We start from the raw sequence: 12,663 nt of genomic DNA, 5'->3' as shown, positions 1-12,663 counted from the left end.
TCGCCATTTGACAATGCGTATAGGTGTGTCAGCAATTCGATATTCTATAGATTATAATGTTATCAGCTTAAAGATTTACGACAGAAAAGATAAACCAAAATGTATTTTGATGATTTATTTTAAAGAGAATAGGATGAATGATTAGAATATCGTTGCTGTTTCATATGACGTTTGGCACTTGTGCCACTGGCAAACTCATCGAAATGCGTACAGCATCAACTACATAGAAACGCGGTGTTGTTGCCCCTGAAAAAACATGGCTTGTGAGCGTTTCTAAGTTAGAGCCGGTTACTGCAAACTTAATTTGAAACTCGCGTTCAAACTCAGCAAAAGTCATATTAGCATCGCGATAGCGTTGCAGCATTGAATCAGAACCAGATTCAACTATTTCTTTAAGATTAGCAAAACAAGTTGGAATATCGTTATTAGCGGCTGCTAAGTAGTGTTGATATTGCGAAGGTTGATTAACCCGTAAACGCGCTACTGCTAGCCAACGGCGAAAGAATTTATAAATCTCTTCACCTGTCATCATCCCATAGTCTTGTACTAAGGCTTGAGCTGTGCCTTGTAAATCGCGATTAAGTAAAGTGCGATAAGTCTCGTCCCTGAGAAACAAACGAATAAACAAAAAAATGAAAGTGAGCTGAGAAAATATTAAACGAAGCTCATTTCTCGCAGAATATATATGCAGCAAACGTATTGATGAAAAAGATATTTGTACCAGTCGTGCAAAAATAGTTGGTGGAATAGCATTAAAAATTTCTGCAACTGCTGTAAGTGAGCCGGTAATGTCAGTAGTACTTAGGCGTGTAACTCGTGGTATTAGATCGCGAAGAATACTCGCGGCACTAGTTAAATCGTGACTTGCTAATATCGCCTCAATCAAACTGTTGACTTCTTGCAAATGCCTAACTAAGTCACGTACCCTTGAATGACTTACGATATGTTGCGCAATACGAATGCCATCTACATCGCGAAGTAAAGCAACAAATTGTTCTACGAGTTGCGTGGATAGTGCTGCTGCCGGGTCACGATTGGGTTCGGTACGAAAGCCGCCAATACGAAAAACGCGACCCGGGTGTGGCCCGTCAAAAAAACTATTAAAGTCTTCTAATGCTGTAATGGTTTTTAATTCAAATGGAGAAAAACCAGCGGCAAGAAAAAGACTCGTTATCGCTCCGGCTGAAGCCCCTGAGACACCTCTAATATTTGTTAAGCGATAACCAGAATTCTGAATTATATTTAATGAACTATGGCCTAAGGATTCTAGGGCGCCAACAAAAGCATTACCTTTACCGCCGCCACCTTCAAGAGCAAGATATTTGATTTCTGTCGGTGAAAGCCGTGGTGGATAGTTTGCCATGGCTGCTAGCTTTCAGTAGGTGGATTAAGCTCATCATTAGTTGTTTGCAGGCTAAAATCTTGTTGTAAGTAAACCAATGAGGTTGGGATAACCACACTCCACGGTTCACCTTCTGCTATAGCCCCTTCAAGGTCGTCTTGCTGATCTCGCAATTCTTCCCATAAGGCTACGTAAAGTGGGTCTGCAATACTCGGCGCTTCACCTCCATTCCAAATGTTACCAGTTTGCATGTAGTAAAGCACCGCTTCATTAAATATTGGATGAACCGGTATTAGCACACGAGCTGCTCCGGCTTTTAAGAATTGCTCAAATAACGGATCAACATCTGCTTGCCCAAGTACATTAGTCCATTGTGATTTACGCCCCCAGAAATATGGGTAGAACAGGTAAGTCATTTGTTCCCATTCGAAAGCCTGTTCAAAGAATTGAATGTAATGTGCTTCACTAAGTGATTCAGCGATATCTATTTCTGGAGGCGTATTTTTAATGGCATCGAAACTGCCGTAGTACTGATTTGATAAAATTGTAATACAATTCTTCTTTAATTCAGTTTTTTCAATTTCACGATTCATCGCCGGATTACGGCCACTTATTGCAATGCTTGGCAAACCGTTTGGCATGTTTGGAGCTTCACGTTGGGCAAGTAATGATTGATAAGCGGCGAGTATTTTTTCAAAAGTGGCGATTTGCCATTCTTCAAAATGTCGTGGCGTTCTTTCACAATGTACTTCAATTGTTGCACCAAACGCCGCTATATTTAATGTATGTATTGCAATGGGCACGCTAGTATCTTCATCATTAAGCAGTCCATCACTTCTACCATTGCCAACGATAATAGTAAGACCGACATCACTACCGGTAGCCCACATAGATGATTGGGTTCTACCTGTCCAATATTTAGCCACATAACCATCTGGAATACTTAATGAATGGCTGGCATCGCCGCGAGCTACGCCAGCTGGAATATCTCCAGAGGCTAACGAAGTGGTGACCGTCGTGAATTGAGGCGGAGGCGGTGTCACACCTTGAATAGCATAGCGTTGAATATACTCATGGTAATTCCAGTCTTGAATGTCTCTGTGCGTGATGTTGCCAAGTGGAATTAATGGCGGACGATCTGTGTCAGCTTTTGCAGCTTCGTTACTTGAATAGCGCAAAAACGCTGCAGGCTCAGGTATAACGAATTCAAACATTAAGCGTCGACCATAGTTATGAACTTGGGCGCGATAATGTTTATCAACCCAACGATAGATACCCGCAATATTACCGGTACCTGTCTTATTGTCGATGCCGTGCAAATTTATCTCTTCGGTTTCGCTTAAGACTTTATGAATACGTTCTTCTCGTGTTTTTTTCTGTATTTTTTCAACAGCGCGATCAACAATTTCGCGGGCAAAGTTTGATGAGTTGCGTGTCGTTGTCGAACTTGAAGTGCCATACGCAAAATCGGCACGGGCTCCAATAGAAACAGGACCATACGAAGCGCTTACGGTTAACCCAGCGCGAGCCTCCATGTCTGTTTTAATTATTTGTTCGCTTTCTTTTTTTAACTCATAGCGATCGGTTTTTTGGGTATCACGTTCGACTTCTTTTAAATTCTCTTCTGAAGTAGTGATTATATCTTCAACTCTATCAAGTTGGCGATGTTTACGCTCTTTGTATTCACCTTGCAGAACATTTTCTATATGTGCTATTTCACTGGCCGAATACTTTTCGAATTTTTGTTTAACCACCTTAAGATCACCAACCCCTAAAGGTTTAACTTCAGCCAATGGCGCTGAAAATTCATCAGGAGCGGGGGGTGAACCAAATAGTATTCCTGGATACAATCTAAAGTTAGCAAGGTTAATAAATAAATCTGCCCAAGAGGCATCACGCGGTAGCCGTTCAAAAAAGAGGCTATCTTTAATAGTCATTATTTTCGATTGTAGTGCAGCCAGCTCACTATTAAGCTTATTTGATACAGCTGCGAGATCTACATGATTTTCTACATTTGAATTTTTCGTTAACCATTGTTTGGTGCTTGGACTCAGAGCCGCAAGAGACTTTTGACCAATGGTTAGTTTATAAATTTGAGTTTTTATTGTGACTTTCTTTTGAGTCTCTGTCGCTGTATTATCACTACCAGTTGCAGGAGTGTCAGTAGTTTCTTTTTTGTGTTGCCACTCAGTTTTTTCTAGTTCTTGTTTTGCATTATATAGGTCACCAAATTTGTGCCAAAAGGCATCATATGCGGCGACTTTGTCTGGTGCAGGTTGATGGTTATTGTTAGGATCTGCATTTGGATTCGTGCTTTTTGCTGGCGCAAAATTTGCCAGCCTCTTTGGCACTACAACTAAATATTTGTCATAAGCAGCAAGTTCTGCAGCTGAGGTAGGTTTTTTCCCTTTAGCGACATCTTGCACCAGCTTTAAAATTCTTAAGTCTTGTAGCATACCGCCTAAGTCAATAGGCTCGACACGCTTAATAATGAAATGCGCATAAAGCGTATCCCAAGCTTCAGATAGTAAAGAAGTAAACGCATCATCAGCTACAAACTCTGCTGGTGTCGCGTTAAGAATTTCATTTAACGAAGTTGTAAATTTATCTACATCAAAAGTTTGTTTATAATGGGTATACAGCTCATTAAGTTTAAGCAAAATTTCGGGACGTTTTGCAGCATCATACCCAGAGCTAGCAATTAAATCACGTACTTGTTGCAATATGGTAGCGACAGGCGTCGGCGGGTCTTTTTCAATTACAACAAGTCCCACGGGTGTTTCGGAAAACGTCCGTTCATCATGTACTATGGCTTCAGTGCGAGATTCTACTATTGAAGAATCTGCAGCACGTAAGGCAACAAACTTGAAAACGTTGGTTTTCATATCACACCCTCCTTAGATGAAAATCTATGCATCAATGGTAATCAAAGGTAGGTGTGTTTGCCGAAGTTTGAAAAAAATTTACTTTTTGAATGTATTAAGTAGTAACAATTATATTTAACTATTATTGTTAAATAGCTATTTGCAGTACAAAAAAAGACGCCTAATTAAATAATAAATATGATCCTTTTAACGTCCGAGCGCTTGATTTACGAAACTGTCGAGCCCATTACTTTTGATCTCAAGCGCTAATGCCATCAATTGCCCTAGTTTTCCGCTCGGCAAACCCTTTTGTTGAAACCAAAGCAGATACGACTCAGGAAGATCGATAATCGCTCGCCCCGCATATTTGCCAAAGGGCATCTTTACCAGCTGAAGTTCGTGTAAAGTTTCACAGTTGGGGTGATTGTTGTTAATCATTTGTCAGCCACCGATTTATCACAATATCAACACCTCATGTATTAGTATCTAGCACTAATGTCGAGTATTGATGTCGATGAGCGAATGCTGATTACTCAAAAAATTGAGCGATACCACCATGCTTAATAATAAGCATTAAGTTATCGCCCTGTGCTTGATACAGCTCACTCATCTTCAGTAGGTAACTTCAATCAATGCTGCATTTACAAACATCTTTAAGTACCGAACGACTGTATGCAACTCTCCTGTTACCGCATGACCTTGCGTTCGTGAGCTGTATCTCGCGCACTTGTGGCTGATTATTGCAGAATTAATTGATTAGCCAGATTAGTACGACGTAGACCAGTGAAGCAGCATTTGCGCCGGTTACTTTTAAGTTGCATTATACCGTGTTTACAAAGAAATAACCATTTTATTAATTTATTATGTTAATATGTATTGTAGTTTTGGGTATTTCGAAGAAAATTGCAATGATAATCCCAACCACCCATAGAAAACTACTGCAACTTTTAAAAGAAGCCCAAAGAAAAGGACAAACGCTAAAAGCAAATGAAATACAGCAAAAAACGGGATGGAAAGAAGCGACTTTTTCGACTTATTTAAAGAAAGGTCAACTTTCGGATTTTTTAACAGAGGTGATAGAAGGCGTTTTTGAAGTAACTATTGCAGCAAATTTATCAGAAGTTGAATTTTCAAAAATGCTGTCACAGAGCAAACACCGACGCGGTTTGGGACACAATTGCAAATATAGTCTATCAAAAGCATTGCTTCGAAAATCAAGAGATAACATGTTGCTTGCGCTAGAGCTGTACAATAGGCCTTCTATTGAAAATCGGCTTGATGCATTTGTTCTATGCTTTTGTACTGCATGGGAACAACTTCTTAAAGCACAAATATTAGAACGTGATGGAGAGAGCGGCATCTTCAAAGATAATTATAACCCTAGAGGAATACGAGAAACCATAAGTCTTCGGCAAAGCTTAGAAAAAATTTTCTCCGGAAATGATAATATTAGAAAAAATATTGAACAGATTACATACTACCGCGATGAAGCAGCTCATCTTTTAATGCCAGAGACACAGTCTTTATTTTCAAGGCTTTTTCAATCGGGCATCCAAAATTATGCATCATATTTTTTACAATTTACAGAACAACCTTTCATTTCTATTCAGCAGGCTGGCTTGATTTCACTTATTGGTGATTTTTCAAAACCAAAAATATTATAGCTTAAAGCGAATTATGGCGAAAAAATTGGAGAGGAACTAATTTTGTTCATTAATGACACAGAAAATATAGTAACTTCAACCAATGATATAAAATTCGCAATTCCACTAAATGTAACATTACGCTTTGCAAAAAATAGCGATGATGGCGAATCAATTGTGCTCTCGCGCGCAGAAGATGGTGTCGATGGCCTTCAAAAAGCCATTGTTATTCATAAAACTATTGATCATTCCGAAACCCATCCTCATTCACAATCAGAAGCTATATGTAAAATAAATTTACAGATGAAAAGTAAATATGATCAAGAATATTTGCATAAGCATTTAGTGGCAAAAGATAAAAATGGGTTCCCTATCATAAATAAGCATTGTTTTAAATCAATACTTCAGAAGCTAAAATGGAAGAGTGCTGATAACAAATACCATTTCAAATATAAAAAACTTAATTTTCATTATTATTCCGATGCAGCGATTGAAGAGATAATTAACAAAATCGTTGCGGATAAAGATTTTATCAAGAATGCACGCGAAAAATATCGCTCAAGTAAAAAATAATCGCCCCCCCAGCACCCCAGCACCCCAGCACCCCAGCACCCCAAAATCTTGGTGCCAGACACAAAATGGAACAGAGTCTTGCTAATTTTATAAAGTATTTTGTAAAAAAAAATTGTGGTAGCAAAGCTGTTAGTTGGGAAAATATCTAGTTGTTCAAAGCGGCATTTGATGTTTTACTTGCTATACACATTTAAACATATGCGCTAATTTTCACTATACACGGCACTTATATGAGGGGCTCCGGAGCTAAATAATGATACTTCTGATGGCGTTATGGAGCGAGACCAAGATCTTCAATAGATTGACCAGCTTGTATATCAGCAGCGGCGAGCCAATCTTTACATGCACTGCCTGTCGCGAATGTCATTACATTATTATTGCTGACCATGAAATTTTCAAACTCAGTGCTATTATATACCTTGACGAAAGCAGCGGTGACTTTATTTACTGTTGATTCCGACATGCCTGCAGGACCACATAAAGTGCGATATGTTCCACCAACAATATCCTCACCTACAGCTTCAAGTGCCGTGGGTACATCAGCAAAGGACTCGTTATCAATACGTTCCGGAGCCAACACAACAAGGCTACGAACATTTCCTGCATCAAGATCTGCTTTTACTTCTGGTAGTGAGTTCGGCATCATATCTATAGTGCCGTTTTTAAGTAGATTTAAAGCGTCTGCTGCACCACTACTAGTTTCCATCTTTATTTTTAAGGGATCGATTCCTTTTGTTTTAAACAAACTTGCGACTGCAAGTGATTGAGGAGAACCAACTGATGCGCCAGACATTGAGTATGTACCGCTAGGATTACTATCGATATCATCGAGGAGATCCTGTAGTACAAGCCATGAACTTGTTGCACTCACGGTAATAGCAGCAGCGGCAGTGTTGTAAAGACCAATGAGAGTAAAATCTGCATATGTTATATTAGATTGGCCGAGCCAATGATAAGTCGCAAGTTCACCGGTACAAATACCTAAAGTGCTTTTTGGATCACCATCAAGCATAGCTTGGTGTCCAGTCACGCCACCCTCACCTGTGCGATTAACAACGGTAATTTCAACACCTAATTCCTTTGCAAGTAGCGGTGCTAATGCGCGTGCGGTTGCATCAGTACCTCCTCCAGCTGACCATGGCACGATAAGCGTAAAGTCATTAATTTTATCATCCCCACAGCCGATCGCCATAATGCTTATTAACAGTAACAAAATAGTTTTTTTGCTAACTTGCATAAAATCTCCTTATGTTTGTTAAATAAAAAGCACTTTTTAATAATGCATACGCTTACTTATAAAAGTTATTGATTGGCTATTAATGAATCATCACCAACAAATAGCTGTAAGCCACCCGTAAAAGTATAGCGAGGCAATGGTATCAAATCCGTATAGGGGTCACTGTCGAAAAGGCCAATTTGATCGCTTCGTCCAACGATAGCTTGACCGCTAACAAAAAACTCAACATAAGGAATTATGTTACGTAAAGTACTCGTAAGTGCAACGGCGGTATATCCTGGATGCTTCTGACCAGGAAAAGCCACATTATTTGGAGATGACGCAATTTGCCCCACCCAACGCACACTCGGAAAAATTTAAAAATATTTTTTACGTAACATTACTCTCGCCAATAGTTTATATTTGGCACAACGAGGTAACTCTACGAATCTTTTCTCTGTATTAAAATGAGCTTTCATTTTAGCATCGGTGTAATTGTAATGAAGCATAATATCGACGCCATCGACAATTCTTATCGTACTTTTTAAAAAAGCACCTAATGCTCGTTGAGCTCCAACGTTTTCGTTGCGTAGTCCTTCGGTATACATATCGTATTTGGTACTATATGTTGAGCTTGAATATTTTACTCTACTGATAAGATTTCGAGCATCATTATAAAATGCTGATGCTTCAAGCATAACACTATTGGCAATTCCTTGAGTTAACGAAAACTCGTATGCTTTTATCGTCTGATTACCAAGACGGAGAACATGGCGATCCTCCGGAGTTAGAACTGCTCTTGGTGTATCAAACTGCTCAAAACGATAGTACAGAGATGGCGCTTGAAATGCTGTTCCATAAGTTAATCTTAAAGTTGTCATAGATGACGGCCGAAATAGAGCAGCAAGGCGAGGGTTAAATGATTTTTCTGATTGTTGTGAGTAATCAAAACGAGTGCCACAAATCAATGCAAAAGAAGAAATCGGTGTGTATGAAACCTGACCAAAGACTGCGACATGATTGTCGAAAACCTTTTTATTTTTTTCTATATTTTTTCTAACATTGCCAATAAATTTAACAGGCTCACCATATAAAGAAATATTTGCAAAGGGTGGTATACTGTCGATATAGGTATATTCAATCCCCGAAGTTACTTTAAAATCATAAAGCAGGTCCACATTGTAGGTCGTTTTTATTCGTATGGATTGATCAAGACCTGTCATATATTCGCGATTAAATCCAGTAGATTGTGTAAATAATAAAAACTGTGTTTCTGGCATGAGTTTAAAATGAGAGTAGGTTATGTCAGCATTAATTTCACCAAATTTTCCTAGATCATATGTGTAATCAAGCCAAAATATATTATCTTGAGCAATCCATTTGCTTTCATCGTTATAGACATATAGACGTGGCGTAAGACCAGTGGCACTCCCCTCGTTAAATTGTCTTTTAAAATAACCAAAATGAAAATTTTGATAGCTAATATTAGCAAACAGATTATGATCATTGATCGACTGAAGCATTTGCGGCACAAGTGGGTTTGGATACTGCTTAATGGGTGCATAGGAGCCGGTATATGGAAAACGAAATCCATCTGAGTTATAAACTCGTCCCATAACCGTAACTGAGAACGAATCGCTATTCGAAACCAAACCTTCGGCATAATAATCGTTAGTATTAAAAGAACCATAGCCCAAACGAACGCCAAACTGCTTTTTATCTGCTTGAGGTCTTTTGGGTATAATATTTATTACCGCTGAAAAAGCATCGGATCCGTATATCACCGACGATGGACCATAGAGTATCTCAACTCGTTCTGCCATCTGCAATGAAAAAGAATGGCCCCAAGCTTAAAAACCAACCCTAAGGAGAATTGATACGATGTCCATTAATAAGCACAAGAAAACGATCATTACCCTCGATACCACGTATCGTTACCAGCTCTCCGAAACGTCCGGCGTGCTCGACAAGGTCGATACCAGGAAGGTCACGAAGAAGATCTGCAAGGTCATTATATCCGCGATTCAGAATATCATCAGCAGTTACAATAATAACTGTACCAGGGGCATCAGAAGATTTTTCAGCCTTATTTGAGGCGGTAATTATTTCAATATTGAGAAGGTCTTCGAGACTAAAAGCATTTAAATTAGATGATTTTAAAATATCGTTTTCTATTGGCAGTGGTGGTTTTTCAGCTGTGATAATTAACAACTGTAGTGCAACCGCGAAGAAAAGCATATAACTTCTCCTGACGCTATGGTATCTCTAATTTTTTTTTTCACAATCTTTTTTTTCTTAAGAGCCAATCGCGCTGCGCGCGAAGAGTCATAAATAAGTACTGCTAATGGCATAAGAAAAAGGCAATACCCCAAAGCATGTTGAAAAAATGGCCTTTTATGAAACATTTTTAACAAAAGTACGTAGCAAATGTAAAAATTTACCCCGAGACGACTACCCCATCAGACCATGTTGGAATGCCCAAATCAAATGGTGCCAGACACCGGAGATTTTGGGACACTTGCGATTCTTGTCCCTACCAAAAAAATGACAAGAATTGTATCCGATATTTTACGTTCTCCACCAGCTAATTTACGTAGTATCCCTCACGTTGCGGTAATTGAATTAGAAGCCGCCATATTAAGAGCTAATATAATCTCTTATTTAATGCAGCCTGATTTAAACAATAAACATTTTCATAAGTTTATTGATTTATTGCTAAATTACTACCAGGGTAAAGGTGGCGATACACCAACAAAGAAAGATATAGCCACTGCCACTACTTTACAGAAATCCCACAAAAAACATCTAACTACTTTAACTAATGGTAAGGCAGAAAGAAAAAATAGTATTTTATTTAAAATACGCGAGACATATAATCATGCACGAACACTAAAATTGATTGGAGTAACGGATAAAGACTGGCAAGCAATTCAACATCAACTTGAAAACAGCAGCTATTCACATTCACAGCTAAGAGACGTTGCAAAAGAATCACGAAATATACGATTATTTGAACGCGGCACACAACTCCGACAAGCATTATCACAAAACTGGCGTGATGATGGTGCTTACACCAAAGCTCTTGAAATAATTAAACAAGCATTTGTTCGTGAACACTTCGCTACCAATAAAAAGGTTGAGGTTGGTGTACTAATCATGAACATGCATAAAGCTAAAGGCAAACAATTTGACGAAGTGATTATTTTTGAAGGATGGCCCATAATCGTTAAAGGGAAAATTGTCGCTAACTTTGACCGTATAGTGCTTGGGAATAGCAGCAACCAAATAAATGATTATACAAGCTATAATTTGCGAGTTAGCATAACAAGAGGAAAACAGCACACAACGATACTTACGCCTAATAATGATCCCTGTGTTTTATTGCAAAACTGGGATGGGATTAAATAACGCTTATGCTTCAATCCTGCACTACTAGACAACAAAAGTCATAACACACCGACTGCACCAATTAATGTCGAGCTATTCAAAATAATTCCAGCCACACATAATCCCCCACCCCCACCTCCGGACGCATCACCCAGGCCACATAGCGCCAACGAGGCAGCCACAATACAAGCCCCCCCACTGCACAAAAAATCTATGTGTGGTGCAATTTTCAGATCGATGTCTGGTGTGCGTGCGTTGCACAACAGTTTGGTGAGAAATTTAGAGCATAGTAATAGTATTACTAAATCCAATAAGTTAGCACCGCTGAGGCAAATACTATACCTGCTGACTTTTTATATAATCGATTAACGATACTAAAACACCTTGGTTTTCTTTAAGTACATTTCCCTCTTGTACTTTCGATAATAAAGTTGGTGATACTCGCCACGACATGCCATCTTTAGCGACTATAGTAGCTGTTTTCTGATTCAGGCGTACTACTGTACCAATTACAACATGGCCACATTCTGGGGTAAACGAGACCGTATCACCGACATTAAATTTTGCTAATTCGTGGTAACGCCTAGTTTGCTGCAGTTGATTAAGGCGTTCGACAATTCGATGATTTAGTTGAATAAGCTCTTTTTCGCTAAATTTTCCTAGATCGATATCGTGGCTCATGTTCGCCTCCAAATATATTTTACTGCCATACCGTAGAAAAAATTGATCGACAAGTGATATGCAAAATATTGAAAAGCGACTATCGCTTCATTTATCAATTCAAAATTGAGGCAAAGTCAAAATGTTAACTTTACGCTGCACTAAACGTTTAGCCCAACGTCTTGGCGTAAAACTTACTAAAAATCCGTCAGAAACAACAGGCAAACTAGGTGATTGGTTCGCAAATATTATTGATATCCCCATACCTATCGTTGTCTGCGCAAATGCAATGACGAGATTAGCGCTAGTGATCCCTGCTTTAGAGCCAATTGAGGTCATATTTCAATTTCGTATACGCCTAGCTAATCTGCTTTCATTGATTGGCATAGATAATGAGGCAATTCACAAAGAAATTACCACTACTGAGATTGTTACTTTTGCACCAACTAATGACCGTAAGGTTGTTGGCTCTTTAACAGATATTTGTTTTCATGTTTCTTGGTGGCTAGAAGACCAAGGTGCTGTATTTACAAATCGAGAGTTATTAAAGTTTGAAAAAAAGTTAGCAGGCATGCCTCACGTAAAACTGAAAGAACCATTTCCTGAACGAGCAGTTCTAAAATGTTTTAGTGTTAGCAATTCGCTTATAACTTGAACACTCAGGAACCTGGTCAGGGACCTCGTCCCCGACCCACCGACAAACATCAATGTTATCAATATGTTAACTGGTTGAGGCGCCGGGAATCGAAGACGCCCTATTTTTTATCGTTATATTGAGCCACTTGCAAAACTCGATAATATTAACAATTATACTAACAATAACGTCATTCCCGCGAAAGCAGGAATCCAGGAATGTTATGTAAAAACAATATGTTATGGACCCCCGCGTTCGCGCTGACTCTTGATCTCATCTCTGTAATTGATCGATTTTATTAGGCTTTACTGGATGCCCTCTTTCGAGGGCATGACGTAGAGAGT

The 12,663-nt window shown here is 39.0% G+C and carries 10 protein-coding genes and 1 pseudogene; 3 read left to right on the top strand and 8 right to left on the bottom strand.

Going from position 1 to position 12,663, the window contains the following annotated elements:
* Positions 1 to 160: 160 nt before the first annotated feature.
* The 3 genes from JW841_11140 to JW841_11130 all read right to left on the bottom strand — a co-directional run bounded on the left by JW841_11140 (position 161) and on the right by JW841_11130 (position 4,644).
* Entirely contained in the window at positions 161 to 1,363 is a 1,203-nt protein-coding gene (locus JW841_11140; GenBank protein ID MBN1961491.1) for a patatin-like phospholipase family protein, read from the bottom strand.
* Between the two features lie 5 nt (positions 1,364 to 1,368).
* Entirely contained in the window at positions 1,369 to 4,227 is a 2,859-nt protein-coding gene (locus tag JW841_11135) for a hypothetical protein (GenBank protein MBN1961490.1), read from the bottom strand.
* Between the two features lie 186 nt (positions 4,228 to 4,413).
* The gene (locus tag JW841_11130) at positions 4,414 to 4,644 is read right to left on the bottom strand and encodes a DUF3820 family protein (GenBank protein MBN1961489.1); all 231 of its coding nucleotides are present in this window, start codon (positions 4,642 to 4,644) and stop codon (positions 4,414 to 4,416) included.
* Positions 4,645 to 5,114: 470 nt separating this feature from the next.
* On the opposite strand from JW841_11130, the pseudogene JW841_11125 reads away from it, so the two are divergent.
* Positions 5,115 to 6,422 (top strand): annotated as a pseudogene (locus tag JW841_11125) (DUF3644 domain-containing protein).
* A 271-nt stretch (positions 6,423 to 6,693) separates the two neighbouring features.
* Here the strand turns inward: JW841_11125 and JW841_11120 are convergent.
* The 4 genes from JW841_11120 to JW841_11105 form a co-directional block, all read right to left on the bottom strand.
* Positions 6,694 to 7,659, bottom strand: coding sequence for a tripartite tricarboxylate transporter substrate binding protein (locus JW841_11120; protein MBN1961488.1), 966 nt, complete (start codon positions 7,657 to 7,659; stop codon positions 6,694 to 6,696).
* Between the two features lie 65 nt (positions 7,660 to 7,724).
* Positions 7,725 to 7,964 carry a hypothetical protein gene (locus JW841_11115; protein ID MBN1961487.1) on the bottom strand — a complete coding sequence of 80 codons (240 nt, stop codon included), beginning with the start codon at positions 7,962 to 7,964 and terminating at the stop codon, positions 7,725 to 7,727.
* A gap of 51 nt (positions 7,965 to 8,015) precedes the next feature.
* On the bottom strand, positions 8,016 to 9,461 hold the full coding sequence (locus JW841_11110; protein ID MBN1961486.1) for a TonB-dependent receptor: 1,446 nt from the start codon (positions 9,459 to 9,461) through the stop codon (positions 8,016 to 8,018).
* Positions 9,462 to 9,501: 40 nt separating this feature from the next.
* Positions 9,502 to 9,876, bottom strand: a complete 375-nt coding sequence (locus JW841_11105) for a TonB-dependent receptor plug domain-containing protein (GenBank protein ID MBN1961485.1) — start codon at positions 9,874 to 9,876, stop codon at positions 9,502 to 9,504.
* 306 nt (positions 9,877 to 10,182) lie between these two features.
* Here JW841_11105 and JW841_11100 point away from each other — a divergent pair, with 306 nt between their 5' ends.
* Positions 10,183 to 11,046, top strand: coding sequence for a DNA helicase UvrD (locus JW841_11100; protein ID MBN1961484.1), 864 nt, complete (start codon positions 10,183 to 10,185; stop codon positions 11,044 to 11,046).
* Between the two features lie 315 nt (positions 11,047 to 11,361).
* Here JW841_11100 and JW841_11095 read toward each other — a convergent pair whose 3' ends face one another.
* Positions 11,362 to 11,706 carry a hypothetical protein gene (locus tag JW841_11095; GenBank protein ID MBN1961483.1) on the bottom strand — a complete coding sequence of 115 codons (345 nt, stop codon included), beginning with the start codon at positions 11,704 to 11,706 and terminating at the stop codon, positions 11,362 to 11,364.
* Between the two features lie 121 nt (positions 11,707 to 11,827).
* On the opposite strand from JW841_11095, the gene JW841_11090 reads away from it, so the two are divergent.
* Positions 11,828 to 12,340 (top strand): hypothetical protein, encoded by a 513-nt coding sequence (locus JW841_11090; GenBank protein ID MBN1961482.1) that lies wholly within the window; start codon positions 11,828 to 11,830, stop codon positions 12,338 to 12,340.
* The last annotated feature ends 323 nt before the right edge of the window (positions 12,341 to 12,663 follow it).

The organism is Deltaproteobacteria bacterium, assembly GCA_016931625.1.
Classification (GTDB): Bacteria; Myxococcota; XYA12-FULL-58-9; order XYA12-FULL-58-9; family JAFGEK01; genus JAFGEK01.
This window is presented reverse-complemented; position numbering and strand designations above follow the sequence as displayed.